At 65.3% G+C, this 24,888-nt stretch carries 23 protein-coding genes and 1 pseudogene; 12 read left to right on the top strand and 12 right to left on the bottom strand.

Going from position 1 to position 24,888, the window contains the following annotated elements; translation table 11 throughout:
- Positions 1-19 precede the first annotated feature (19 nt).
- Complete coding sequence (locus tag H7J93_RS07500) at positions 20-1,129, bottom strand: LLM class flavin-dependent oxidoreductase (protein WP_267305650.1); 1,110 nt, start codon at positions 1,127-1,129, stop codon at positions 20-22.
- Positions 1,130-1,424: 295 nt separating this feature from the next.
- On the opposite strand from H7J93_RS07500, the gene H7J93_RS07495 reads away from it, so the two are divergent.
- From H7J93_RS07495 to H7J93_RS07480, 4 genes are read left to right on the top strand one after another with little or no spacing between them, the layout of a single operon-like run.
- The gene (locus H7J93_RS07495; protein WP_267305649.1) at positions 1,425-2,321 is read left to right on the top strand and encodes an enoyl-CoA hydratase; all 897 of its coding nucleotides are present in this window, start codon (positions 1,425-1,427) and stop codon (positions 2,319-2,321) included.
- Between the two features lie 4 nt (positions 2,322-2,325).
- A complete protein-coding gene (locus H7J93_RS07490) occupies positions 2,326-3,567 on the top strand; it encodes an acyl-CoA dehydrogenase (protein ID WP_267305648.1) in 1,242 nt (413 codons plus the stop codon).
- A gap of 1 nt (position 3,568) precedes the next feature.
- A complete protein-coding gene (locus tag H7J93_RS07485; protein WP_267305647.1) occupies positions 3,569-4,657 on the top strand; it encodes an acyl-CoA dehydrogenase family protein in 1,089 nt (362 codons plus the stop codon).
- Between the two features lie 24 nt (positions 4,658-4,681).
- Positions 4,682-6,316 (top strand): AMP-binding protein, encoded by a 1,635-nt coding sequence (locus H7J93_RS07480; RefSeq protein WP_267305646.1) that lies wholly within the window; start codon positions 4,682-4,684, stop codon positions 6,314-6,316.
- Positions 6,317-6,554: 238 nt separating this feature from the next.
- On the opposite strand, the gene H7J93_RS07475 is transcribed toward H7J93_RS07480, so the two are convergent.
- Genes H7J93_RS07475 through H7J93_RS07465 form a run of 3 tightly spaced genes read right to left on the bottom strand, consistent with a single transcriptional unit; the run spans position 6,555 to position 9,483 of the window.
- The gene (locus H7J93_RS07475; protein WP_267305645.1) at positions 6,555-7,379 is read right to left on the bottom strand and encodes an ATP-binding cassette domain-containing protein; all 825 of its coding nucleotides are present in this window, start codon (positions 7,377-7,379) and stop codon (positions 6,555-6,557) included.
- Between the two features lie 3 nt (positions 7,380-7,382).
- Positions 7,383-8,441: an ABC transporter permease gene (locus tag H7J93_RS07470; RefSeq protein WP_267305644.1), complete on the bottom strand. Its 1,059-nt coding sequence runs from the start codon at positions 8,439-8,441 to the stop codon at positions 7,383-7,385.
- Between the two features lie 55 nt (positions 8,442-8,496).
- Positions 8,497-9,483, bottom strand: a complete 987-nt coding sequence (locus tag H7J93_RS07465) for a substrate-binding domain-containing protein (RefSeq protein ID WP_267305643.1) — start codon at positions 9,481-9,483, stop codon at positions 8,497-8,499.
- A gap of 177 nt (positions 9,484-9,660) precedes the next feature.
- Between H7J93_RS07465 and H7J93_RS07460 the strand changes: the two genes are divergently transcribed.
- Positions 9,661-10,437 carry a TIM barrel protein gene (locus H7J93_RS07460; RefSeq protein ID WP_267305642.1) on the top strand — a complete coding sequence of 259 codons (777 nt, stop codon included), beginning with the start codon at positions 9,661-9,663 and terminating at the stop codon, positions 10,435-10,437.
- A 14-nt stretch (positions 10,438-10,451) separates the two neighbouring features.
- Here H7J93_RS07460 and H7J93_RS07455 read toward each other — a convergent pair whose 3' ends face one another.
- Entirely contained in the window at positions 10,452-11,234 is a 783-nt protein-coding gene (locus H7J93_RS07455; RefSeq protein WP_276021447.1) for a GntR family transcriptional regulator, read from the bottom strand.
- Between the two features lie 101 nt (positions 11,235-11,335).
- Here H7J93_RS07455 and iolC point away from each other — a divergent pair, with 101 nt between their 5' ends.
- The 7 genes and pseudogenes from iolC (at position 11,336) to H7J93_RS07420 (ending at position 19,552) form a co-directional block, all read left to right on the top strand.
- Complete coding sequence (gene iolC / locus H7J93_RS07450; RefSeq protein WP_267305641.1) at positions 11,336-12,307, top strand: 5-dehydro-2-deoxygluconokinase; 972 nt, start codon at positions 11,336-11,338, stop codon at positions 12,305-12,307.
- A pseudogene (locus tag H7J93_RS07445) lies at positions 12,300-13,190 on the top strand (Cgl0159 family (beta/alpha)8-fold protein); the annotation flags it as partial. The gene iolC and the pseudogene H7J93_RS07445, both read left to right, overlap by 8 nt.
- 65 nt (positions 13,191-13,255) lie before the next feature.
- A complete protein-coding gene (gene iolB, locus H7J93_RS07440) occupies positions 13,256-14,116 on the top strand; it encodes a 5-deoxy-glucuronate isomerase (protein WP_267305639.1) in 861 nt (286 codons plus the stop codon).
- 3 nt (positions 14,117-14,119) lie between these two features.
- Positions 14,120-16,069 (top strand): 3D-(3,5/4)-trihydroxycyclohexane-1,2-dione acylhydrolase (decyclizing), encoded by a 1,950-nt coding sequence (gene iolD / locus H7J93_RS07435; protein ID WP_267305638.1) that lies wholly within the window; start codon positions 14,120-14,122, stop codon positions 16,067-16,069.
- 8 nt (positions 16,070-16,077) lie between these two features.
- Positions 16,078-16,983, top strand: a complete 906-nt coding sequence (locus H7J93_RS07430) for a sugar phosphate isomerase/epimerase family protein (protein ID WP_267305637.1) — start codon at positions 16,078-16,080, stop codon at positions 16,981-16,983.
- A gap of 8 nt (positions 16,984-16,991) precedes the next feature.
- The gene (locus H7J93_RS07425; protein WP_267305636.1) at positions 16,992-18,023 is read left to right on the top strand and encodes a Gfo/Idh/MocA family protein; all 1,032 of its coding nucleotides are present in this window, start codon (positions 16,992-16,994) and stop codon (positions 18,021-18,023) included.
- A 35-nt stretch (positions 18,024-18,058) separates the two neighbouring features.
- The gene (locus H7J93_RS07420; protein ID WP_267305635.1) at positions 18,059-19,552 is read left to right on the top strand and encodes a CoA-acylating methylmalonate-semialdehyde dehydrogenase; all 1,494 of its coding nucleotides are present in this window, start codon (positions 18,059-18,061) and stop codon (positions 19,550-19,552) included.
- A gap of 134 nt (positions 19,553-19,686) precedes the next feature.
- On the opposite strand, the gene H7J93_RS07415 is transcribed toward H7J93_RS07420, so the two are convergent.
- The 7 genes from H7J93_RS07415 to H7J93_RS07390 all read right to left on the bottom strand — a co-directional run bounded on the left by H7J93_RS07415 (position 19,687) and on the right by H7J93_RS07390 (position 24,879).
- Positions 19,687-21,033: an MBL fold metallo-hydrolase gene (locus tag H7J93_RS07415; RefSeq protein WP_267305634.1), complete on the bottom strand. Its 1,347-nt coding sequence runs from the start codon at positions 21,031-21,033 to the stop codon at positions 19,687-19,689.
- Positions 21,034-21,052: 19 nt separating this feature from the next.
- Complete coding sequence (locus H7J93_RS07410) at positions 21,053-21,826, bottom strand: sulfite exporter TauE/SafE family protein (RefSeq protein ID WP_267305633.1); 774 nt, start codon at positions 21,824-21,826, stop codon at positions 21,053-21,055.
- 36 nt (positions 21,827-21,862) lie between these two features.
- Positions 21,863-22,276, bottom strand: a complete 414-nt coding sequence (locus H7J93_RS07405; RefSeq protein WP_267305632.1) for a DUF302 domain-containing protein — start codon at positions 22,274-22,276, stop codon at positions 21,863-21,865.
- Between the two features lie 63 nt (positions 22,277-22,339).
- Positions 22,340-23,065 carry a peroxiredoxin gene (locus tag H7J93_RS07400; RefSeq protein ID WP_267305631.1) on the bottom strand — a complete coding sequence of 242 codons (726 nt, stop codon included), beginning with the start codon at positions 23,063-23,065 and terminating at the stop codon, positions 22,340-22,342.
- Between the two features lie 10 nt (positions 23,066-23,075).
- Entirely contained in the window at positions 23,076-23,252 is a 177-nt protein-coding gene (locus H7J93_RS29540; protein ID WP_499892178.1) for a DUF8730 family Cys-rich protein, read from the bottom strand.
- 26 nt (positions 23,253-23,278) lie between these two features.
- Positions 23,279-23,641 carry a thioredoxin gene (gene trxA / locus H7J93_RS07395; RefSeq protein ID WP_267305630.1) on the bottom strand — a complete coding sequence of 121 codons (363 nt, stop codon included), beginning with the start codon at positions 23,639-23,641 and terminating at the stop codon, positions 23,279-23,281.
- A gap of 35 nt (positions 23,642-23,676) precedes the next feature.
- Positions 23,677-24,879: an NAD(P)/FAD-dependent oxidoreductase gene (locus H7J93_RS07390; RefSeq protein WP_267305629.1), complete on the bottom strand. Its 1,203-nt coding sequence runs from the start codon at positions 24,877-24,879 to the stop codon at positions 23,677-23,679.
- Between the last annotated feature and the right edge of the window lie 9 nt (positions 24,880-24,888).

Here is a 24,888-nt window from a genome sequence, read left to right as displayed (position 1 = left end):
CAGCTGCCCTTTCCTGCTCTCAGACGACCGCGGCCGCCGGCTTCTTCGCAATGCGCGCGTTGAGCCGGGGCATGACCTCCTCTGCCAGCAACCGCATCGACTCCTTCCACGGACCCGGGTTGTCGATGTAGTCGAATCCGAGGATCAACAGATGGCCGAACCCGCCGACCTGGTCGTAGGTGGCCTCCAGCTTGTCCACCACCGTCTCGACCGATCCGACGACAAACGTGTTCTCGGCCAGGTACTCCGGCGTGACGTCGGCATCGGGTACGGAAGGGTCGTGCTTGTAGAACTTCGTCATACCCATCGTCTTGAAGGTCGGTAGGACGTACTCGCGCATGTTGCGTCCAAGCATGCCGTCGACGGCGTAGCGGAACGCCTTTTCGTCCGTTTCCGCCACGACGACTTCACGCACGAGCCGCCACTCGCGACGGTCGGGAGTGCGGCCGCTGCGTTCTGCCCCTTCGAGCACGGCATCCCAGTGCGTCGCCACGTAGTCGGTGTTGAGGTCGAGGCTCATCGGTATGTAGCCACGTTCGCCTGCGAGCTTCAGCGTTTCTGAGCCCGCGCTGAAGCCGGTGACCCCGATGGGCGGGTGGGGCGCCTGGAAGGGTTTGATGTGACGGCGCATCAAGCCGTCGTACATCGGCGCAATCCCGTTGGCGTTCCAGTACTTTCCGCGATGTTCCCAGGGCCCGTCGTCGGTCCACACGCGCAACATGATCTCCAGGGCTTCGCGCGTCATTTCGCGGTGTTCGCCGTTGTGTCCGTCCACGTCGAACAACGCCCAGTCACCCGGGATGCCGCTGGCGCCGACGCCGAGCATGAACCGGCCCTGGGCGAGATGGTCGAAGTACGCGACGCGGTGCGCCAGCTCCACCGGGTGGTGGTACGGCAACAGGTGAGCGCCGGGTGCCAACTTGATGTTCTTCGTGCGGAGCAGCGCCTGCGCCAGCAATAGGTCGGGTGCACAGATCGGCTCCCACGGCACGGTGAAGTGCTCTCCCACCCAGGCCTCGACGTAACCGAGTTGGTCGGCGAGCTCGATGACGTCCAGGTCCCATTGGGTGGCGTCGTACAGGCTCCGCTCCGGCGGGTGCGCCGGCATGAGGAAAATTCCGATCTCCATCTCAACCCTTCTCACGTCGTGGCAGCGCTCGATCACATCGGCGGGGACGAGCCCGTCCCTTGGCACTCCGCGATATCGCCGGCTGCGATGTACAACACAGTACTAGCAAGATACATCCTCCGGCGCAAGAACCAGTTTTCTTGGTGGTTTCTTCATTTGTAGATTCTTGCTTCGCGTATTGCTTATGGACATATTGGTCTCTGGCCGCGTAATCTCAGCCCCGTCATCCACCCGTGACCTCGCACACCGCGAACAAGCACCGTGCGGCTAGTTCACTCCTGGAAGGGAGCCATTCGTGCCGGATTTCGACTACATCGGCTACGAGGTCATCGACAAGGGCCAGATCGCCGTCATCACGCTCAATCGCCCGAAACAACGCAACGCGCAGAACCGCGGAATGCTCGTGGAGTTGGGCACGGCCTTCGAACTGGCCGAAATGGACGACGAAGTCCGGGTGGTGCTCCTCCGGGCGGTAGGCCCGTCCTTTTCCGCGGGACACGACCTCGGCTCCCCCACCGACGTCCGCGAACGGACGCCCGGGCCCGACCAACATCCCACCTACCAGTGCAACGGCGGGACTTACGGCGGCGTGGAGTCCCGCAACCGGCAGGAGTGGCACTACTTCTTCGAGAACACCAAGCGATGGCGCAATCTGCGCAAGATCACCGTCGCCGAGGTGCACGGAATGGTGCTTTCCGCGGGCCTGATGCTGGCCTGGTGCTGTGACCTCATCGTCGCGGGCGAGGACACCGTCTTCGCCGACGTCGTCGGCACCCGGCTCGGCATGTGCGGTGTGGAGTACTTCGGCCATCCCTGGGAGTTCGGGCCACGCAAGGCCAAGGAACTCCTGCTCACCGGCGACTCGCTGGGCGCCGACGAAGCACACGCCATCGGCATGGTGAGCAAGGTCTTTCCAAACGACGAATTGGCGGATTGCACGCTCGAGTTCGCCCGGCGCATCGCCAAACTACCGACGGTCGCGGCGCTGCTCATCAAGGAATCGGTGAACCAGACCGTCGATGCGATGGGTTTCTCGACGGCGCTCGAGGCCTGTTTCAAGATCCATCAGCTCAATCACGCGCACTGGGCCGAGGTGACCGGCGGAGCGCTGTCGTACGGAACGGTCGAGTACGGGCTCGACGACTGGCGCATCGCCCCGGAGATCCTGCCCGCAGCCAAGAAGCGGCCCTGACGCGATGGACGCCGACTACCCGCCCGAAGCGGAAGCGTTCCGCACCCGCATCCAGGCGCTCCTGGCAGAGCACCTCCCCGCCGGCTGGTCGGGAGGCGGGGCGCTGCCGCCCGACGAGCGTCGAACGTTCGCGCACCAGTGGCGCCGCACCCTTGCCAACCGCGGGCTGGTCGCGGTGTCGTGGCCGAAGGAGTACGGCGGCGCCGGCCTGTCCGTCATCGAACAGGTGGTACTGGCCGAGGAGTTCGCCCGCGCGGGCGCGCCCGAGCCTTTGGAGAACGACTTGCTGGGAATCCAACTGCTTGGCAACACGCTGATTGCGCTCGGCTCCGAGGAACAGAAAAAGCATTTCCTCCCGCGCATCCTGTCCGGCGAGGATCGCTGGTGCCAGGGCTTCTCCGAGCCCGAGGCCGGCTCGGACCTGGCCTCGGTACGGACCAGGGCCGTGCTCGACGGCGACGAGTGGGTGATCAACGGGCAGAAGATCTGGACGTCCGCGGGCCCCACAGCCAACTGGATATTCGTCCTCGCCAGGACGGACCCCAACGCGCCCAAACACAAGGGGCTCTCGCTGATCCTCACTCCGATGGACCAGCCCGGCGTTGAGGTCCGGCCGATCGTCAACGCCGCCGGGCACGCCTCGTTCAGCGAGGTGTTCCTCACCGATGCGCGGGCACCGGTCGACAACGTGCTCGGCGGTGTGGGCGGCGGGTGGTCGACGGCGATGACGCTGCTCGCCTTCGAACGGGGTTCGCAGGTCACCACGGCGGCCATCGATTTCGGCCGCGACCTGGAGCTGCTGCACGAACTCGCCAAGGACCGCGGTCTGCACACGGACCCGCACATCCGCGACGAGTTGGCGTGGTGCTACTCCCGGGTTCAGATCATGCGCTATCAGGGCTATCGCGGGTTGACGCTACTGGTGGACGGGCGGCCACCCGGCGCCGACGCGGCGATCAGCAAGGTCATGTGGAGCGAGTACTTCAGGCGGCACACCGAACTCGCTGCCGAGATCCTCGGACTAGAGACGCTCGGCCCTCAGGGTTTCGGCAACGGTGCAGCGCTGATAATCCCCGAACCCGGAACCCCGAACTCCGCGGCGCGCTGGATGGACGAATTGCTCTATGCCCGCGCCGCGACGATCTACGCGGGCAGTTCGCAAATCCAGCGCAACGTGATCGCCGAGCGGCTGTTGGGTCTGCCAAAGGAGCCGAGTCCGTATGCCGGGGTAGGCGGGGAGCGTTGACATGGATTTCCGTTACAGCACAGAACAAGACGACTTCCGCGCCTCATTGAGCGGCTTTCTGCAGGACGTCGCACCGCTCGCGCATGTGCGTGACGCCGCCGGCCACGACCCGACGGTGTGGCAGCGACTGTGCACCGAGATGGAACTGCCGGGCCTGCACGTGCCGGTCGAGTACGGCGGTGCAGGCGCCACATTGGTGGGAGCCGCGATCGCGTTCGGCGAACTGGGCCGGGCGTTGACACCGGTTCCGTTGGCGGCCACCACCTTCGCCATCGAGGCGGTGCTGCGCACCGGCGACGAGGAGCAGCGGACCAGACTGCTGAAGGGACTGCTGCGCGGTGAGCAGATCGGTGCGCTCGCCGTTGCCGGACCCCGCGACTGCGACCCGTCCGCGGCGCCGGTGCACGCCCACCGCGATGGTGGCCGCACCGTACTCACCGGAGTGTGTGGTCCCGTCCTGCACGGCCATATCGCCGACCTGTTCATCGTGCCTGCGGTCACCGACGGTGAGGTCATGCTCCACGTGGTGGCGGCCGACGATCCCGGGGTCACTGTCGTGAGCCTGCCGTCGTTCGACATCACCCGGCCCGTCGCCAGGGTGGAGCTGACGCAGGCTCCCGCCGAGGTGCTGACGGCGGGCTCGGCCGACGACATCGAACGGACGCTGGACATCGCGCGGGTGCTACTGGCCGCAGAGATGCTGGGCGGCGCCGAGGCGTGTCTCGCAATGACCGTCGAATATGCCTGCAACCGCATGCAATTCGGTCGCCCAATCGGCTCGTTCCAAGCAGTGAAGCACATCTGCGCAGACATGATGATCGAGATCGACGCCACCCGTGCGGCGGTGATGTACGCCGCGATGAGCGCATCGGACGACCATGAATTGCAGATCGTCGGCCCGCTGGCGAAAGCGCAGGCTGCAGACACCTTTGCCCTGTGCGCCGGTTCTGCCATCCAGGCCCACGGCGGCATCGCTTTCACGTGGGAGCACGACGTGCACTTGTTCTTTCGGCGTGCCACCACCACCAAGGCCCTCTTCGGCGGCAGCAGGCACCATCGCCGACTGCTCGCCGATCGCGCGGGCCTGTGATCCCTCATTGACAAGGAGCCGACGATGACCGCGTTTATCGACGGGGCCGGATCGTATGCGGTCGGCCCCACCGACACTCCCCTGCTCGACGAGACGATCGGCGCGAACTTCGAGCACACCGCGTCGACGTACCCCGACGCGGAGGCCCTCGTCGACGCATCAAGCGGCGGGCGCTGGACGTACACCGAGCTGAACGACGAGATCGACCGCGTGGCACGGGCTCTGATGGCCAGCGATATCCAACGCGGCGACCGCGTCGGCATCTGGGCACCCAATTGCCCCGAGTGGACGATTCTTCAGTACGCGACAGCCAAGATCGGCGCGATACTGGTTGCGGTCAACCCCGCCTACCGCACCCACGAGTTGGCCTACGTGCTACGTCAGTCGGGCACGCGGATGCTGGTGTCGGCGACGACGTTCAAGGCCTCCGACTACCGCAGCATGGTCGACGAGGTACGCCCCGAGATCCCCGACGTGACCGAGGTCGTGTTCCTGGACACCGCCGACTGGGACCGCTTGTGCGGTCGCGCCGACAAAGTGTCTGCGGCCGATCTGCGCTCGCGGATGGAGAGCCTGCAACCGAGCGACCCGATCAACATCCAATACACCTCGGGCACAACAGGTTCACCGAAAGGTGCGACGCTGTCCCACCGGAACATCCTCAACAACGGCTTCTTCGTCACCGAGCTCATCAAGCTCGGCCCCGGCGAGCGGCTGTGCATACCGGTGCCCTTCTACCACTGCTTCGGCATGGTGATGGGCAACCTGGGCTGTACCACCCACGGTGCCACGATGGTGATCCCCTCGGCAGGCTTCGACCCAGGCGCGACCCTGGAGGCGATCGAAAAGGAACGCTGCACAGCCGTTTACGGCGTGCCGACGATGTTCATCGCGATGCTCGGACACCCGGATCTGGCTGAGCGCGACCTGTCCTCGCTGCGCACCGGGATCATGGCAGGGGCCACCTGCCCGATGGAGCTGATGAAGCGGTGCGGCAGCGAGCTGAACATTCCCGAGTTGTCGATCGCCTACGGCATGACGGAGACCTCACCGGTGTCCTGCCAGACGCTGATCGACGACGACCTGGACCGCCGCACGGCCACGGTGGGACGGGTGCATCCGCACGTGGAGATCAGGGTTGTCGACCCCGACAGCGGCAAAACCGTGAAACGTGGTGAGCCGGGCGAGTTTTGCACCCGGGGGTATTCGGTGATGTTGGGCTACTGGAACGACGACGAGCGGACCCGCGAGGCCATCGACGACGAGGGCTGGATGCACACCGGCGATCTGGCGGTGATGCGGGATGACGGCTACTGCATGATCATCGGCCGCATCAAGGACATGGTGATCCGCGGCGGTGAGAACGTGTATCCGCGCGAGGTGGAGGAGTTTCTCTACACCCACCCCGACATCGACGACGCCCAGGTGATCGGCGTCCCCGACGAGAAGTACGGCGAAGAGATCTGCGCGTGGATCAAGATGCGACCGGGCCGCACCGCGCTGGATGCCGAGGCTGTGCGGGCATTCGCATCGGGAAAGCTCGCGCACTACAAGATCCCGCGGTATGTCCACGTCGTCGACGCGTTCCCGATGACGGTGACCGGGAAGGTGCGCAAGGTGGAGATGCGGACGGAGACGGTGCGACTACTGGGGTTGTGAACTACTGGGGGCGCTCGGGCGCTACGCGCCGCTCGTGCCACCGCAGACGGAGCAGCAGCAGCCCCCGGTGCGCACGCCACCCCGCAGACAGCGGGTCACGCCAGACGGGCGCGTGGCGCTTCGGTTCGGGTTCGGTATGCACCCAACCATTGTGCAGGCAAACTCAGAACCCGGCCATCGACCACGCGGCCGTGCGGGTGAACATCGGTGGAACAGTGCAGGCCCTCCGGGCGCCTGGTTATGCCCCTTTACCTCGCAGTTCGTGGGACAGGGCCTCGAGTTCGTCGCCCCCCGCCATCTCCTGCGTCAGGTGTTCGAGCGTGATGTCGTCATACGTGCAGTCCAGCTTCTGTCGACCGCGGTTGAGCAGCACAAAGTGGTCACCGACCATGTGCGCGTGGTGCGGGTTGTGTGTGATGAACACCACGCCGAAACCGGCCTCCTTGGCAGCGCTGATGTACTTCAGCACCACCCCCGACTGCTTGACGCCGAGCGCGGCGGTCGGCTCGTCGAGAATCAGCACCCGCGCCCCGAAGAACACCGCCCGCGCGATCGCCACACACTGGCGTTGACCGCCGGACAGCGAGCCGATCGGCACATCGACGTCGGGCAGATCGATGCCCATCTTCGACAGTTCGCTCAGCGTGGTGGCTCGCATCGCGTTCGAGTCCAGCGAGAACGGGAAGGACTTCTTCCGGATCTCCTGGCCGAGGAAGAAGTTGCGCCACACCGGCATCAGCGGCACGACGGCCAGGTTCTGATACACGGTGGCGATGCCCTTGGCCAACGCATCTTTGGGCGACGCGAAGCGGGCGGGCTCACCGTCGACGAGAAGCTCACCCTCGCTCGGCGGGTGATAGCCGGCGATGATCTTGATCAATGTCGACTTACCTGCGCCGTTGTCACCGAGAATGCCCGTCACTTCACCCGCATGGACACGCAGCGAGATGTCTTTCAGCGCAGTGATGTTGCCGTACATCTTGCCGACGTTCTTGAGCTCGACCAGCGGCACCTTGCCTCCGGACGGCGCTTCTTCGACGGCTTGATCAACAGTTGCGGTCATGGGTCACCTCTTCGCGGCGTAGTTGCGGAATGCGTTGTTGGCGATCACCGCGAACAGCAGCATCACGCCCATGAAGAACTTGAACCAGTCCGGTTCCCAGCCCGCATAGACGATGCCCTGCTGCACCATCCCGAAGATGAACGCACCGATCGCGGCGCCGATGGCCGTGCCGTACCCGCCCGTGAGCAGACATCCGCCGATGACCGCGGCGATGATGTAGATGAACTCCTGGCCCACACCCTGCCCGGACTGAACGGTGTTGTAGGAGAACAGAAGATGCATGCCGGAGAACCACGCGGCGAACCCGACGAACATGAAGAGCCCGATCTTGACGGCCGTCACCGGCACACCGACCGCGCGCGCACTCTCCGCGTCTCCGCCGACGGCGAAGATCCAGTTGCCGATCCGCGTCTTGAACAACACATAGGTCGCGATCAGAGTGAACAACAGCCACCACAGGACCGTGATACGCACCGGCACACCGAAGATCGTCAGCGTCGACGCGAACACCGCACGCGCGGAGTCCCAGCCCTCCATATCGCTGACGCTCGGCGTGGCGACGGCCCCCGCGACCCACTTGGTCACCGCGATGTTCGCCCCGGTCAGCATCAGCAGGGTGCCGAGTGTGATGAGGAAGCTCGGGATCTTGGTCTTCATCACCATGTATCCGTTGAAGAATCCGACACCGAGCGACAGGATGAGCGCCAATCCTGCACCGGCCCAGAGGTTCAGGTGGAAATTCCAGGCCAGCATGGACGCCGCGAGTGAACCGGTGGTGACTGCGACACCCGCCGACAGGTCGAACTCTCCGCCGATCATCAGCAGGGCGACCGCGCACGCCATGATGCCGATGGTCGAGCTGCCGTACAGCACGGTCGCCAGCGACTCGGCCGACCGGAACGGCGGGGCCATGATGAAGAAGAAGATGAAGATGACGACCGCACCGATCAGTGCACCCATCTCAGGGCGAATCAGCAGTCGCTGTACGCGGTTTCGCTCTTTGACGCGTTCGTCGCGGATAACCTTGCGTTCGCCCAGGTCGACTTCTGTACCGGTACTCATCAGGCCACTTCCTTCTTCGCGCAAGCGTCCCCTGCCCTTCGGGCGTGGGCCCACATCAGCGCGTCCCGCCCTTCGCGTACTCGGCCACCGCGTCGATGTTCGACTGGTCGATGAACGCCGGCCCGGTCAGCGTCTCTTTACCGCCGCCGATCACATTGCCGTTGTTCAGGTACAGCCACAGCGAGTCGATCGACAGGTAGCCCTGCAGGAACGGCTGCTGATCGACCGCCCATTGCACATCGCCGGCCTTGATCGCGTCGACGAGCGCCGCGTTGGTGTCGAAGGTGCCGATCCTGGCGCTGCTGCCCGCGTTCTTCGCCGACTGCACCGCGGTCAACGCGAACGGTGCGCCCAGCGTCACCACGTAGTCAATGCTTCGGTCCTGCTGCAGTTTCGCGGTGATCGTCGATTCGACCGACGGCATGTCCTTGCCGTTGACGTTGAGGTTCTCGGTCGCGGGGAAGGTGCTCTTCACGCCGGCACAGCGGGATTCGAGTCCGACGTGTCCCTGTTCCTGGATGACGCACAGCACCTTCTTCGCGCCGTCCTGCTTCAACCGGTCGCCGGCGGCCTGGCCCGCGATGAACTCGTCCTGGCCGAAGAACTCCTTGACGCCCATCTGTTGCCAGGCGTCGCCGCCGGCGTTGAACGCGACGACGGGGATGCCCTTGGCCTCAGCGGCCGCGACGGCGGCGCGCATCGCGTCGGGCTTGGCCAGCGTGAGCGCGATGCCGTCGACGCCGCTGTCGATCGCGGTCTGCACGAGGTTGGCCTGGTTGGGCGCCTCGGGGTCGTTCGAATAGCGCAGCTCGATGTTGTCCTTCCGCGCCGCGGTCTCCGCACCCTTGCGAATCAGGTCCCAGAACGAGTCACCCGGCACTTCGTGGGTGATCATCGCGATCGTCGCGCGGGGCGTGTCGACGGTGCCACCGCCCATTCCCCCGCCGCTCTCCCGCGGCTTTCCGCCGGTCGATGAACACGACGCGATTCCCAGTACGAGCACCGTCACCCCGGTGACCGCCGCGAGCCGACTGAACCCCATCTCTCCTCCGCTCTTCGCGCGAGCACTCTCGGAGCTTCACGCTCGTCGTCCGCGTGCGACACAGCACGCCTCATGGTCGATGTAATACGGCTCACAGCGGAAAGTCAATACTTTGTCCTGACATTAGGACTGCATGTCAAATGTTAGGGTGCCGTCAGCGAAGGAGGCGATGCCGCGATGACGGACTTCGAGCTTGCGGTCTGCTCCGAGATGGTGTTCACCGAGCTACCGCTCATCGATCGTGTGCGTCGCATCCACGACATGGGCTTCGCCGTCGAGATCTGGAGCTGGCACGACAAGGACCTGAAAGCGCTCGCGGCCACCAGGGCGAAGTTCACCTCGATGACGGGATATCTGCACGGCGACCTGATCGATCTGGCGAGCGCCCACGAGGTGGTGCGCACCGCCGAGTTGTCAGTCAAAGCCGCGGAAACACTTGGTGTTTCGCGCTTGAACCTGCACACCGCCGAGCTGATCGACGGCAAGGCTGCGCGGCCTCGGTATCGCGCGACCGGCGAGATGTGGCCGACCGCGCTGCGCACCCTGGAGCGCATCGGTGAGCTCGGCGCCGTCGCGGGCGTGCAGTTCTGCGTCGAGAACCTCAACACCATCGTCGACCACCCCGGCGTCCCGCTCGCCCGCGCGAAGGACACGTTGGCACTGGTCGAGGGCGTCGCGCATCCGAACGTGAAGATGATGCTCGACCTCTACCACGCCCAGATCGGCGAGGGGAATCTCATCGAGCTCATCCGCCGTTGCGGTGACGCCATCGGCGAGATCCAGGTCGCCGACGTCCCGGGACGGTGCGAGCCGGGAACCGGCGAGATCAACTACCCCGCCATCGCGAAGGTACTGCGCGACATCGGCTTCACCGGCACCGTCGGGATGGAGGCGTGGGCCTCGGGCGACAGCGTTGCCGCACTGGAAGCGTTCCGATCCGCGTTCAGTTCCTAGGCCGAGCTGGGGGGTCAGCGGTCGACCAGTGTGGTGTCGAAGTAGTAGCGCGATGCGCGGTAGCAATGCGTGCCGTACTCGACGGCACTGCCGGAGTCGTCGAACGCGGTACGAGTCATGGTCAGCAGCGGCGCGCCGGCCTTCTCGTCGAGCAGTCGCGCCTCCGGCCGCGTCGCGCCACGCGCTCCGATTCGCTGGCGCGCCAGCCGGATGTGCACTCCGCGCGACCGCAAGGACTGATACAACCCCGCGCTTTCCAGCTCGCTGGCATCCGGCGCGATCTCGACGGGCAGGTGGTTGATCATCACCGCGAGCGGCTCGCCGTTCGCGCACCGCAGCCGGTGAATGGACACCACCTCGCGGTCCTCGGCGATGTTGAGTTCACGCGCGACTTCTTCGTCGGGCCGCCCGACCGTGTAGTCCAACAACTGGGTGGTCGGCTCCTGCCCGGCGCGCGCGAGGTCGTCGAAAAGGCTTGTCAGCTCGACGCGCCGGTGCACCGGACTCTGCACGACCTGCGTCCCGACCCCGCGCTTGCGGACGAGCAGACCCTTGTCGACGAGTTCCTGAATCGCACGCCTCGTCGTCGGCCGCGACAGGGTCAATCGCTTCGCCAAAGCCAGCTCGTTCTCGAAGCGGTCGCCGGGTGCGAGTTCGCCATCGCGTATCGCCGCCTCGATCGCCTGCGCGAGCTGATAGTAGAGAGGGACAGGGCTTGACCTGTCGAGCTCCACCGCCAGGGGCACGTCGTCTCCGATCTCGTGATGACCAGACAAACAGTAGCTGAATCCTAGCATTCTATGATCGAAAGATAGAATGTCAGGACAAACTATTGACATGGTCGAGTGGTGGCGGGCACAGTCATAGACAGCCGCACCTACCTCGTGGAGAGCCGACCTTGACGACTACACCGCCACATGACGTCCTCGCCATCGGGCGCTGCGGTGTCGACGTCTATCCCCTGCAGGTCGGCGTGGGTCTGGAGGACGTGGAGACCTTCGGCAAGTTCCTCGGCGGCAGCGCCGCGAACGTCGCCGTCGCCGCCGCGCGGCTGGGCAACCGGTCGGCTCTGATCTCCGGCGTGGGCGCCGACCCGTTCGGCAAGTTCGTCAGCGCCGAACTCGCGAGGCTGGGCGTCGACAACCGCTTCGTGGTCACCAACGACGAGTATCCGACCCCCGTCACGTTCTGCGAGATCTTCCCGCCCGACGACTTCCCGCTGTACTTCTATCGTCGCCCCACCGCACCCGACCTCCAGATCAGCGCCGACGACATCGACGTCGACGCCGTTCAGTCGGCACGGCTGTACTGGTCGACCGTCACGGGGCTCTCCGAAGAGCCAAGCCGCAGCGCACATTTCACTGCCTGGGAAGCCCGCAACCGGGCGCCGCTGACCGTCCTCGATCTCGACTACCGCCCGATGTTCTGGGACTCCCCCGCCGCGGCCACCGAACAGGTACGACGTGCGCTCGCGCATGTCACCGTCGCGGTGGGCAACCGCGAGGAATGTGAGATCGCCGTCGGCGAATCCGACCCGGGCAAGGCGGCCGACGCGCTGCTGGACCTCGGCGTCGAGCTGGCCATCGTCAAGCAGGGGCCCCGCGGTGTCCTCGGAAAGACCAGGCAGAGCTCGGTGACGGTTCCGCCCAACCAGGTCGACGTCGTCAACGGGCTCGGAGCCGGAGATGCGTTCGGCGGCAGCCTCTGCCACGGCCTGTTGCACGGCTGGACCCTGGAGAAGACACTGCGCTACGCCAACGCCGCGGGCGCAATCGTCGCGTCCCGGTTGGAGTGCTCGACCGCGATGCCGACCGCCGCCGAGGTGGCCGAACTCGCCGAGCGGACCGCAGCGGAGGCCGCCAATGCCTAGGTCAGCATCGCAGGCACTGTGCGCCGACTACGCGGCGATCACCGAACTCCGCGCAACCGATCCCGGCGCCATCTCCCGCGCCTGGCAGGACCGCGTGACACGCCAGACGATCAGGGGCAACGGTCGCCTGATGATCGTCGCCGCCGACCACCCCGCCCGCGGCGCACTCGCCGTCGGCAAGCGGCCGACCGCGATGAACAGCAGAACCGACCTGCTCGACCGGTTGCGTGCCGCCCTCGCCGATCCCGGGGTCGACGGCGTTCTCGCCACCGCCGACATTCTCGATGACCTGGTGCTGCTCGGCGCCCTCGACGACAAGGTCGTCTTCTCATCGCTCAATCGCGGAGGGCTGGCAGGCGCGTCGTTCGAACTCGACGATCGGATGACGGCCGCCACGGCGGCATCCACCGCGGCGGCGAAGATGAACGGCGGAAAGATGTTGTGCCGCATCGATCTCGACGATGCGGGGACCGTCGCGACCATGGCGGCATGTGCACGCGCGGTGGACGAACTGGCCGCCCGCGGTCTGATCGCGATGCTCGAGCCGTTCATGTCGTCACGCATCGACGGGAAGGTCCGCAACGACCTGTCACCTGACGCCGTCATCAAGTCGGTCCACATCAGCCAGGGCATCGGCTCGACATCCGCGTACACCTGGCTGAAGCTGCCGGTGGTCGACGAGATGGACCGCGTCATGGAGGCGACGACGTTGCCCACGCTGCTGCTGGGGGGCGATCCGACCGACCCCGACGAGGCGTTCGCGAGCTTTGAGAAGGCACTCGCGCTGCCGTCGGTGCGTGGGCTCATCGTCGGGCGCACGCTGCTTTATCCGCCGGACGACGACGTCAGCTCCGCCGTCGCCACCGCGGTATCGATGGTGCGGGCAGGCGCCAGCACTGGGGGCACCACCCGCGCGCAGCGCGGGGGGACGACGGGAGGAAGGTAGAAATGCACAGCAAGCTATACATCCCCGCGCGCAGCGCCACCCCGCCTTACACAGTCGACATCACGCCTGAATCAGCCGGGTGGACCGAAACCTCGCTGCAGGTAATAGAACTCGACGACAGCGTAGAACTCAGCACCACTGGCACCGAGGTGATGATTCTGCCGCTGGCCGGCGGCGGGACGGTCGAATGCGACGGCGAGACGTTCGAACTGGCGCCACGCGCATCGGTGTTCGACGGCCCGTCCGACATGGTCTACATCGGCCTCGACCGGACATACGTGATCAACGGCAAAGGGCGGTTCGCGATCTGCGGCGCCCGCGCGACGAACTCGTTCCCCAACCGCCGCGTCGCCGCCCCCGACGTTCCCGTCGAACTGCGCGGCACCGGCAACTGCAGCCGCCAGGTCCACAACTTCGGCACGGCAGGAGTTTTCGAGGCTGACTCGCTGATCGCGTGCGAAGTCATCACCCCCGGCGGCAACTGGTCGAGCTATCCCGCGCACAAGCACGACGAGACGACACCCACCGAAACGTCACTCGAAGAGATCTACTACTTCGAGATCGCGGGCGGCCCCGACGGATCACGCGGCTTCGGATACCACCGCGTCTACGGAACGCCCGACCGTCCGATCGAGGTACTCGAAGAGGTACGCACCGGCGACGTGGTGCTGGTGCCCCACGGATATCACGGTCCTTCGGTGGCAGCGCCGGGCTATCACATGTACTACCTCAACGTCATGGCCGGACCTGGCGCCGAACGCGCCTGGAAGATCGTCGACGATCCCGAACACGCCTGGCTCCGCGGCACCTGGCCCGACCAGCCCGTCGATCCCCGCCTCCCTCTGCACGAAACAGGAGCGTGACCCGTGGTTTCCACCGCACCCAAGCCCGCCGAGAAAACCCCGGACCCCGAGGGCACCGTCCGACTGACCGTGGCGCAGGCGACCATTCGGTTCCTCGCCAATCAGTACGTCGAGCGCGACGGTAAACGCACCAAATTCTTCGCGGGCGCCTTCGGCATCTTCGGACACGGCAACGTCGCGGGCCTCGGCCAGGCCCTCCTTCAGGACGAGGTCGAGGCCGTCGAAGCAGGCAGAGAGCCGGGACTGAAATACGTCCTTGGCCGCAACGAGCAGGCCATGGTGCACAGCGCGGTGGCCTACGCACGGCAGAAGGACCGGTTGCAGACATGGGCGGTCACCGCCAGCATCGGCCCCGGAGCGACGAACATGCTCACCGGCGCAGCACTCGCGACGATCAACCGCCTGCCGGTGCTGCTGCTCCCCGCCGATACGTTCGCCACCCGCGTCAGCGCACCGGTACTGCAGGAGTTGGAGTTGCCGTCCTCCGGCGATGTGACGGTCAACGACGCGTTCAAGCCTCTGTCCCGCTACTTCGACCGGGTGTGGCGGCCCGAGCAGTTGCCCGCCGCCCTACTCGGCGCAATGCGGGTGCTCACCGACCCCGCCGAGACCGGCGCCGCGACCATCGCTCTCCCCCAGGACGTACAGGCAGAAGCGCATGACTGGCCGGAATCGCTGTTCGCCGAACGCACGTGGCACATCGCGCGACCGCTACCCGAGAAGTCGGTCATCGCACGGGCGACCGAGATCATCCGCACGGCGCGCAAGCCGCTCATCGTCGCGGGTGGCGGCGTCGTCTACTCCGGTGCCACCGAGGCGCTGGCTGCGCTGTGCGAAAAGACCGGCATTCCCGTCGGTATGAGTCAGGCCGGCAAGGGTGCACTGCCGTACAACCACCCGCAGTGCGTCGGCGCCGTCGGGTCGACGGGCACCACCGCCGCCAACGCGCTGGCCACCGAAGCCGACGTCGTGATTGGAATCGGCACGCGGTACAGCGATTTCACGTCGGCATCGCGCACCGCGTTCAACAACCCGGACGTCAAGTTCGTCAACATCAACGTGGCGTCGTTGGACTCGGTGAAACAGGGCGGCGTCAGCGTGGTGGCCGATGCCCGAGAGGGGATCGAGGCGCTGGACGCAGCGCTCGGCGACTACCGGGTCTCTGACGATTACCGCAGCCGGACCGCGGCGCTCGCCGAGGAGTGGGACGACACCGTGTCGGCCGCCTACGCGGTCGAGGACGGTGCTCCGCTCAACCAGAGTCAGGTCATCGGCTTGGCGAACACGTTGAGCGATCCACGCGACGTCGTGGTCTGCGCAGCCGGCTCGATGCCCGGCGATCTGCACAAGCTCTGGCGGACAAGAGATCCCAAGGGATACCACGTCGAGTACGGCTACTCCTGCATGGGCTACGAGATCGCAGGCGGCCTCGGTGTGCGGATGGCCGATGAAAGCCGCGACGTGTTCGTCCTCGTCGGCGACGGCTCCTATCTGATGATGGCCACCGAACTGGTCACCGCGGTGCAGGAGGGCGTCAAGCTCATCGTCATCCTGGTGCAGAACCACGGCTTCGCATCGATCGGTTCGCTGTCGGAGGCGTTGGGATCGCAGCGTTTCGGGACCGCCTACCGCTACCGCAGCGGCAGCGGTCGTCTCGACGGCGACAAGCTGCCGGTCGACCTCGCGGCCAACGCCGCCAGCCTCGGCGTCGACGTCATCAAAGCCACCACCGCGTCGGATTTCGTCGACGCCGTAAAGGTCGCCAAGGCGAGTGACCGCACCACCGTGATCCATGTCGAAACGGATCCGCTCGTGAGCGCTCCGGACAGCGAATCCTGGTGGGATGTACCGGTGTCCGAGGTGTCGATGCTGGAATCCACGCAGGCCGCGTACCAGACCTATGCGGACTGGAAGAAGATTCAGCGTCCTCTGATCCGCCCCTCCGATTCCTGAAGGACCTCGTGAGCACAATTCTTGTCGGTTCCGCCCCTGACTCCTGGGGCGTCTGGTTCCCGGACGATCCCGGCCAGACCCCGTACACCCGCTTCCTCGACGAGGTCGCGGAATCCGGCTATCGCTGGATCGAACTCGGCCCCTACGGGTACCTGCCGACCGATCCCCAGCAGCTGTCCGACGAACTGAACGCGCGCAACCTGAAGTTGTCGGCGGGCACGGTGTTCGAGCACCTGCATCAGGACGATTCGTGGGACGCCGTATGGACGCAGGTCGAGGACGTCGCCAAACTGACCGCCGCCGTCGGCGGTAAGCACGTCGTCGTCATCCCCGAAATGTGGCGTGACCCCGCAACTGGAGCCGTGCTCGAGGACCGCCACCTCACGACCTCCCAGTGGCGCAAAAAGACCGAGGGCATGAACGAGCTCGGCAAGGCGATGTTCGAGAAGTATGGCGTCCGTGCGCAATACCACCCGCACGCCGACAGCCACGTCGATACCGAGGAGAACGTCTACCGGTTCCTCGACGGCACCGACGGTGCGTTCGTCAACCTGTGCCTGGACACCGGCCACATCAGCTACTGCGGCGGCGACAACATCGCGATCATCCGCCGTGCGCCGGACCGTATCGGGTATCTACACCTCAAGCAGGTCGATCCCGAGGTGCGCGCGAAGGTCGAGGCCGAGGATCTGCCGTTCGGTGAGGCCGTCAAGCTCGGCGCGATGACCGAACCGCCGCTTGGCATTCCGGAGATGCCGCCGCTGCTGACCGAGATCGAGCGACTCGGTATCGACGTGTTCGCGATCGTCGAGCAGGACATGTACCCCTGCGAGGTCGGCGCTCCCCTGCCGATCGCCAAGCGCACCCGGTCCTATCTCGGTTCATGCGGCGTACCGGCCGTCCGATTCAGCTAGGAGAACTCGTGACCGACTTACGTGTGGCCGTTCTCGGCGTGGGCGTGATGGGCGCCGACCACGTCGCTCGACTCAGCGCCAGAATCTCGGGAGCCAGGGTCGCCGTCGTCAACGACTACGTCACCGAGAAGGCCGAGCAGATCGCGGCGACGATCCCGGGCTGCCGCGCCATCGTCGACCCGCTCGATGCGATCGCCGACCCGGGCGTCGACGCCGTCGTCCTCGCCACTCCGGGCCCGACGCACGAGAAGCAGTTGCTTGCCTGCCTGGAACACGGCAAGCCGGTGTTGTGCGAGAAGCCGTTGACGACGGATATCGAGACGTCGCTGGCGGTGGTGAAGCGGGAGGCCGAACTCGGTAAGCGGTTGATCCAGGTTGGCTTCATGCGCCGGTTCGACCACGAATACGCCCAACTGAAGGCGCTTCTGGACGGCGGCGAACTCGGCCGCCCGTTGGTGTTGCACTGCACGCACCGCAATCCCGCGGTGCCGCCGACGTTCGACAGCGCGATGGTGGTGCGCGACTCGCTGGTGCACGAAGTCGACGTCATCCGCTTCCTGTTCGATGAGGAGGTCGCGTCGATCCAGATCATCAAACCGGCAGCGAACCCCGGTGCGCCGCAGGGCCTTGCCGACCCGCAGATCGCGATCATGCGCACCACGTCCAGCAAGCACGTCGACGTCGAACTGTTCGTCACGACGGGTGTGGCCTACGAGGTGCGGACCGAGGTGGTGGCCGAAAAGGGCAGCGCCATCATCGGTCTCGATGTCGGGCTCATTCGCAAGAGCGCCCCGGGTCACTGGGGCGGCCAGATCACGCCGGGCTTCCGGGAGCGCTTCGGCCAGGCCTATGACACGGAGTTCCAGCGCTGGGTCGACGCCGTGCACTCAGGGCTGAATGTCGACGGTCCGTGCGCGTGGGACGGTTATGCCGCCGCCGCGGTGTGCGAGGCCGGCGTCGAGTCGCTGAACAGCGGGCTGCCTGTCGAGGTCAAGATGGTCGACCGCGCATCGATCGGCGGGTCTCGCGTTACCAACTGAACACCATGACCGACTACGACGTACAGAAAGTAGACATGAGCAAGACAATCAGCCACTGGATAAACAACGCGGCTTTCGCCGGTGCCGGCCCCGCGACGGCCCCGGTGACCAACCCGGCCACCGGCGTCGTGACGGGCGAGGTCGCGCTGGCCTCCGTCGAGGACGCCCGCACGGTGATCGACGCCGCAGCCGCCGCGTTCCCTGCATGGCGTGACACGTCGTTGGCCAAGCGCACGCAGGTCCTGTTCAACTTCCGCGAACTACTCAACGCGCGCAAGCAGGAACTGGCCGAGATCATCACCAGCGAGCACGGAAAGGTCGTCTCCGATGCACTCGGTGAGGTCAGCCGCGGCCAGGAGGTCGTCGAATTCGCTTGTGGTATTCCGCATCTGCTCAAGGGTGGCTTCACCGAAAACGCGTCGACCAAGGTCGACGTGTATTCGGTCCGTCAGCCGCTGGGCGTGGTGGGTGTGATCAGCCCGTTCAACTTCCCCGCGATGGTGCCGATGTGGTTCTTCCCCATCGCGATCGCGACTGGCAACACCGTCGTGCTCAAACCGTCGGAGAAGGATCCGAGCGCATCGCTGTGGCTCGCCGAACTGTGGGCCGAAGCCGGGTTGCCGCCCGGTGTGTTCAACGTGCTGCAGGGCGACAAGACCGCCGTCGACGAACTCCTGACGAATCCGACGGTCAAGTCAGTGTCCTTCGTCGGCTCCACGCCGATCGCAAAGTATGTCTACGCCACCGGCACCGCCCGCGACAAGCGCGTGCAGGCCCTCGGCGGGGCGAAGAACCACGCAGTGATCCTCCCCGACGCCGACCTCGACCTCGCCGCCGATGCGATGGTCAACGCCGGATTCGGTTCTGCCGGTGAGCGGTGCATGGCGATCTCCGCCTGTGTGGCCGTCGGACCGATCGCCGGCGACCTCGTCGCCAAGATCGCCGAACGCGCCGCGGACATCAAGACCGGCGACGGTACAAAGGATTCCGACATGGGACCGTTGGTCACCAAGGCACACCGCGACAAGGTCGCGTCGTACATCGACGCGGGTGAGGCGGACGGTGCCAAGATCGTGGTCGACGGCCGCAGTGTGAAGGCCGACGGGGCGGAGGACGGATTCTGGCTCGGCCCCACGCTGATCGATAACGTCACGCCCGAGATGAGCATTTACACCGACGAGATCTTTGGCCCGGTGCTGTCGGTGATCCGGGTAGAAAGCTACGACGAGGCGCTGGACTTGGTGAACTCCAATCCATACGGCAATGGCACCGCGATCTTCACCAACGACGGCGGGGCCGCACGCCGCTTCCAGAACGAGGTTCAGGTCGGGATGGTGGGCATCAATGTGCCCATCCCAGTCCCGATGGCCTACTACAGCTTCGGCGGATGGAAGGCGTCGCTGTTCGGCGACAGCCACGCGCACGGGATGGACGGTGTGCAGTTCTTCACCCGCCAGAAGGCGATCACCAGCCGTTGGCTCGACCCCAGCCACGGAGGAATCGAGCTGGGCTTCCCGCAAAACCAGTAGGCCGACCACTTTCCCGCGAGTGCGTGTCGGCGCACGACACGCCGCTCGCGGGCCGCATTTTGCGCACGTTCGCGGCGGAAGATTTGCATCTCCTCGCAGATGGTCAACACCAACATGTCGACATCGTCCTGAGATCAGCCGGTCATCTGGAGCTTCTCGGCGTTCTCGTACTCGTCGTCGACGAGCACAACGGTCCGCCCCGGCCGGTCGATCAAGGAGGCCGCGATCGAGGACCGGTAGCCCGATGCGCAGTGCACCCAAACCTCGCCGTCGGGCACATCGGACATCCGCTCGATGAGCTTGTGCAGAGGGATGTTCACCGCGCCGGGGATGTGGCTGCTTTCGTACTCCTGTTGCTGACGGACGTCGAGGATGGTGAGGTCCTGCGATTCGAGGGCTTCGGCGAGGTCGGCAAAGGAGCCGACGCGGTAGGAGCGCAGCTTGGTGCCAGCACTGAGGCTGCCGACTTCCCCGACCGCTGCTCCGTCGAGCTTGTCGATACCGATGCGCACGAGTTCCCTTCTGGCCTCGGCGATCTGGTCGGTGTTCTCACCAATCAAGGTAAGCGGTTCGCCCCAGTCGTACAGCCAGCCCAGGTAGGTGACGAAGGATTCCGACAGTTCGAAGCCGCGGGTGCCCGCGAGGTGGCCGGCGGCGAACGCAGTACGGTTCCGAAGGTCGACAACCCACTCTCCAGCCTCGATGCGGGCGAGCAGTTCGTCGGGATTCACCGGTTGGGGAAGCGACAGGTCAACGGGCGGCGGCCCGGCCTTGTTGATGACTCCCATGTGCGCGTAGTAGGCGGGGTAGTCGGATAGTCCGGCGAGCAGTTCGGTGACGTAAGTCTGCTCGTCCTGGGTCAGCGCCGGATTGGTGACGAGCTCGTCCCCAATGGTGGAGTCATCGCCACTCGCCGGGGTGGCGGAACAGAAACTGCCGAAACCATGAGTCGGGAACACCCTCGTGTCGGCTGGCAGCTCATCTGCGAGGCGACGCACCGAGTGGTACTGCGCATGGGTCAGCGCTTCGGTATGTTCGGTGCCGAGCAGATCGGTCCGACCAGTGGTGCCATGCAGCATCGACCCGCCAGTGAACACACCGTGGACGGTCTCTCTCGCGTCTCGCAACACGTAGCTGACGTGGTGATGGGTGTGTCCGGGAGTGTGCAAGACCTGCAACTGAATTGGTCCGGCATCGATGACGTCTCCGTCGCGCGCCGGCCGACGGTCGTAGGCGACGTCGTCCCCGGCGGGAACGACGTACTCCGCCCCGACGGTCCGCGCCAACTCCAATCCGCCCGTGACGTAGTCATTGTGGATATGGGTCTCCACCACGTGAGTGATCGACACCCCGCGGTCCCGGGCCAGCGACAGGACTCGGTCGATGTCCCGCTGGGGGTCGATGACGACGGCCGTGTCACCATGGTCGACCAGATAGCTGCGGTCGCCCAGCCCAGAGGTTTCGATGATGGATATGTTCATGGGATCCTTTTCAGAGGTCTCAGCGAAGAACGATGGTGTCCAGCAGCACGTAGCCCGCCACGACGAAGACGAGGTAGGCGAACCAGCGCTGGAGTCTGGCCGTTTCGAGCGTGGTGCCGTAGTGACCGGCGACGAGTGAACCGACGATCGCGGTGCCGACGAACGCGGCGGTGATCGACCAGTCGATGCCGCCGCCGCCCAGATGGGAAATCACGCCGGCTGCGGAATTGGCGACGATGATGATCAGCGAGGTGCCGATGGCGATCGGCATCTCCACACCGAGCATCAGCACCAACGCCGGGATGATCAGAAAGCCGCCCCCGACACCGAACAGCCCTGTCAACAGACCCACGACGAATCCGGCGGGGATCGACCGCGGGGCGCAACGGCGCCAGTTGATTCCGGAGTCACCCACACTGCAGGCGGTTCCGGTGTCCCCCGTTTCCTGCAGCATCCGAATTCCGGCCACCACCATCACCGACGCAAAGCCGATCAGTAGGACCGACTGCGGCAGGTGCTTGCCGACCGCGGTGCCGATGAACGTGGCCGGGATACCGGCAGCCGCGAAGATTCCCGCCAGTCGCCACTGCACCTGCTGAGCGCGGACCTTGGGTAGCGCACCGACCGCGGAGGCGATGCCGATCACGATCAGGGACATCGGAATCGCATGTTCGACACCAAGACCCAATATGTAGACCAGTGCCGGTACCGCAAGGATGGATCCGCCACCGCCGAGCAAGCCCAGCAACACACCGATCACGGCGCCCAGCGCGAGGGCGATCCCGATGCTCACTTTTTATACCTTCGCCCGCACATCGCGGGGCTCCAGCTATTTCGCGGACGCCGTTTGGGACAGCGCGTCGATCGCGGCATGCAGCTTTGCGGCCGCGTCGTCGGCAACCTCACGCAGGCCCGGCTCGTCAGCCACCTGAACCATGATCTGGGGGTCCATCGCGTCGACGATCACGGTGCCGTCATGGGCAGGATCCGAGCGGACCACCACGTTGCACGGCAACAGCAACCCGATCTTTCGATCCACGTTGACCGCGCGGTGTGCCAATGGCGGGTTGCACGCCCCGAGGATCAGATAGTTCTCCATGTCTTCGCCCAGCTTTTGTTTCAACGTGGCCTTGACATCGATCTCGGTCAGAACTCCAAACCCTTGGTCAGACAGGGCTTTTCGGGTCATCTCTACCGCGTCGTCGAACGACGCCCGCAGTTTGGTCGATATGGCAAGTGCCATGTTCGCCTCCTTTCACCGACTCTGCCCACGTTACCCATGGGGGTATTCACTGTCCAGCGTGCCCTATTGGTCAGCGCGAATGGCGGCCTCGACTTCCTGCGCGGAGATCTCCTTGGTGCAGAAGAACCAGTCCTCGCACTCGACGCCGTCGACGTGGCCGTCCATCCGCTCCTTGGCAGTTCCACAAGAGCCGGCAGGCGGCACGATGACCCGGTCGCCGGGGCGCCAGTCGGCCGGTGTCGCGACCGAGAAGTGGTCGGCTGTCTGCAGGGCCTGGATGACGCGCAACAACTCGTCGAAGTTTCGGCCCAGGCTCAGCGGGTAGTAGATGACGGCGCGGATCGTGCCCTTGGGATCGATGACGAACACCGCGCGGACGGCCTTCGTCGAATCCTCGCCCGGCATGATCATCCCGTACTTGCGGGCAACCTCCATCGAGACGTCCTCGATCAGCGGGAAGGTGACCTCGACGTCCCTCATGTCGCGGTAGGAGATCTTCTCCTTGATGGTCCGCAACCAGGCGATGTGGCTGTAGAGACCGTCGACCGACAGGCCGACGAGTTCGGTGTGGTAGGCCGCGAACTGCTCCTGCATCGTGGCGAACGTCATGAACTCGCTGGTGCAGACCGGGGTGAAGTCGGCCGGGTGGGAGAAGAAGATGACCCACTTGCCGGCGTAGTCGGCAGGGAAGTTGATTTCGCCCTGGGTGGTCTGGGCGGTGAAGGCCGGTGCCGGATCACCGATGCGCGGCATGGGGGTCACGGGCGCGGGGGTTTCGATGGTGGTCATGGCGGTCCCTCTATCTTGGTCGGCGGTGAGATGGCGTGGTGATGGTGGCTGTCGGCTTGGGCGGCGAATCGTTGTCGCAGGTGCAGCGTTGAGCCGGGGGCACCGAGCTCATCACGTCGTCGACGTGTTGACCGCAGCCGGCCCAGCCGGTTTTGCCGCAGCGGGGGCACCGCTCGGGGTAGCACATTGGATCGTCCTTCCTGGTGAATGCGGTCAGGACTTCGCCGCGGCGATCTTGGCGTGGACCTCGGCCATGTCGAGCGCCTTGACCCGGGTGATCAGGTCCTCGAGCGCGGCCGCAGGCAGGGCACCAGGCTGGCGGTAGACGAGCACGCCGTCACGGAAGGCCATGATGGTCGGGATCGATTGGATCTCCAACGCCGCGGCCAATTGCTGCTGCGCTTCGGTGTCGACCTTGGCGTGCACCACGTCGGGGTGCGATTGCGCCGAGCGGTCGAAGACCGGGGCGAAGGATCGGCACGGTCCGCACCAGGAGGCCCAGAAGTCGATCAACACGATCGGGTTGTCGGTGATCGTGGACTCGAAGTCGGTGGCGGAGAGGTTCTTGATTGTCATTGCAGTGCCTTTCTTTGATTGGCGAAGTCGAATTGCTAGGCCAGCCCCTTGAGCATCAGATTCCAGTACATGAACGGGAGTCCGTACTTCTTCAGGTACCAGTAAGCCCGATGCGGTTTCGTGGGGTCGAGCAGCGGGAATGTCGGTTCCAGGTTCAGGTCGTAGTCGAACTCCGCCAGCAGCATCGCGTGTGACGACGTGATGATCGGGCACGACGAGTAGCCGTTGTAAGAAGCCCGCAACGGTTCGTTCTTCAGGAACGAGTCGATGTTTTCGACGACGACGGGGGCCTGCTTGCGAATCGCAGCCCCGGTCTTCGAGTTCGGCGACGATCCGGCGTCACCGAGGCTGAAGACGTTGGGATAGCGCACGTGTTGCATCGTGTGCTTGTCGATCTCAACATAACCCGCCGCATCGCCGGTCGACAGTGGACTGGACTTGATCCAGTCCGGCGCCGACTGGCGCGGTACGGCGTGCAACACGTCGTAACGAAGCATCGTGTCGGTGCCGCCCGGGCCGACGCTGGTGATGCCGGCCTTGTGCGACGCGGCGTCGACAGAGGTCAGCTCGGAACTGCTGTGCAGCGTGATTCCGTAGTCGGCGATGACTTTGTCGAGGCTGTCGGCGATCGCGGGAATACCGAAGGGGCGTGGTCCCGGCATGACGAGATGGACGTCGATGTCGTTGAGCACTCCCTTCTTTCGCCAATAGTCCGATGCCAGGTACGCGATCTTCTGCGGAGCCCCGGCGCACTTGATCGCGCCGGACGGAACGGTGAACACCGCGGTGCCGGATGTCAGGGTGCGAATGAAGTCCCAAGTGCGCGGCGCGAGGTCGAACCGGTAGTTCGACGACACACCGTCGCGGCCCAGGGCGTCCTCCAGCCCCTCGGTGCTCTTCCAGTCGAGTTGGATGCCGGGACACACGACGAGCACGTCATAGCCGTAGGTGGCTCCGTCCGCGCACATGACCGTGTTGTTCTCCGGATCAAAGGCGTTGGCCGCGTTCTTGATCCATGTCGCACCTTTCGGTATGACCGAGGACTCGGGACGCTCAGTGGACGAGGCCTTCGCCTGCCCACCGCCCACCAGCGTCCACAGCGGCTGGTAGTAGTGCGTGCTCGACGGTTCGATCACCGCGACATCGGTGTAGCCCTTGCGGAGCATCCGGGCCGCGACGGTGATGCCGGCCGTTCCGCCGCCGACGATGAGGATCTGGTGTTTGGCTGTGGTGGTCATGATCTTCTC

Origin of the sequence: Mycobacterium barrassiae, assembly GCF_025822765.1 — a bacterium.
GTDB classification, from domain to species: domain Bacteria; phylum Actinomycetota; class Actinomycetes; order Mycobacteriales; family Mycobacteriaceae; genus Mycobacterium; species Mycobacterium barrassiae.
Note: the sequence above shows the minus strand (reverse complement) of the source record. Positions and strands in the feature narration are given on the sequence as shown.

Excerpts from the sequence above, each read along its gene's own strand:
- H7J93_RS07500 (WP_267305650.1), bottom strand. The coding sequence starts at position 1,129 with ATGGAGATCGGAATTTTCCTCATGCCGGCGCACCCGCCGGAGCGGAGC.
- H7J93_RS07490 (WP_267305648.1), top strand. The coding sequence starts at position 2,326 with ATGGACGCCGACTACCCGCCCGAAGCGGAAGCGTTCCGCACCCGCATC.
- H7J93_RS07485 (WP_267305647.1), top strand. The coding sequence starts at position 3,569 with ATGGATTTCCGTTACAGCACAGAACAAGACGACTTCCGCGCCTCATTG.
- H7J93_RS07480 (WP_267305646.1), top strand. The coding sequence starts at position 4,682 with ATGACCGCGTTTATCGACGGGGCCGGATCGTATGCGGTCGGCCCCACC.
- H7J93_RS07475 (WP_267305645.1), bottom strand. The coding sequence starts at position 7,379 with ATGACCGCAACTGTTGATCAAGCCGTCGAAGAAGCGCCGTCCGGAGGC.
- H7J93_RS07470 (WP_267305644.1), bottom strand. The coding sequence starts at position 8,441 with ATGAGTACCGGTACAGAAGTCGACCTGGGCGAACGCAAGGTTATCCGC.
- H7J93_RS07465 (WP_267305643.1), bottom strand. The coding sequence starts at position 9,483 with ATGGGGTTCAGTCGGCTCGCGGCGGTCACCGGGGTGACGGTGCTCGTA.
- H7J93_RS07460 (WP_267305642.1), top strand. The coding sequence starts at position 9,661 with ATGACGGACTTCGAGCTTGCGGTCTGCTCCGAGATGGTGTTCACCGAG.
- H7J93_RS07455 (WP_276021447.1), bottom strand. The coding sequence starts at position 11,234 with ATGCTAGGATTCAGCTACTGTTTGTCTGGTCATCACGAGATCGGAGAC.
- iolB (WP_267305639.1), top strand. The coding sequence starts at position 13,256 with ATGCACAGCAAGCTATACATCCCCGCGCGCAGCGCCACCCCGCCTTAC.
- H7J93_RS07420 (WP_267305635.1), top strand. The coding sequence starts at position 18,059 with ATGAGCAAGACAATCAGCCACTGGATAAACAACGCGGCTTTCGCCGGT.
- H7J93_RS07415 (WP_267305634.1), bottom strand. The coding sequence starts at position 21,033 with ATGAACATATCCATCATCGAAACCTCTGGGCTGGGCGACCGCAGCTAT.
- H7J93_RS07405 (WP_267305632.1), bottom strand. The coding sequence starts at position 22,276 with ATGGCACTTGCCATATCGACCAAACTGCGGGCGTCGTTCGACGACGCG.
- H7J93_RS07400 (WP_267305631.1), bottom strand. The coding sequence starts at position 23,065 with ATGACCACCATCGAAACCCCCGCGCCCGTGACCCCCATGCCGCGCATC.
- H7J93_RS29540 (WP_499892178.1), bottom strand. The coding sequence starts at position 23,252 with ATGTGCTACCCCGAGCGGTGCCCCCGCTGCGGCAAAACCGGCTGGGCC.
- trxA (WP_267305630.1), bottom strand. The coding sequence starts at position 23,641 with ATGACAATCAAGAACCTCTCCGCCACCGACTTCGAGTCCACGATCACC.
- H7J93_RS07390 (WP_267305629.1), bottom strand. The coding sequence starts at position 24,879 with ATGACCACCACAGCCAAACACCAGATCCTCATCGTCGGCGGCGGAACG.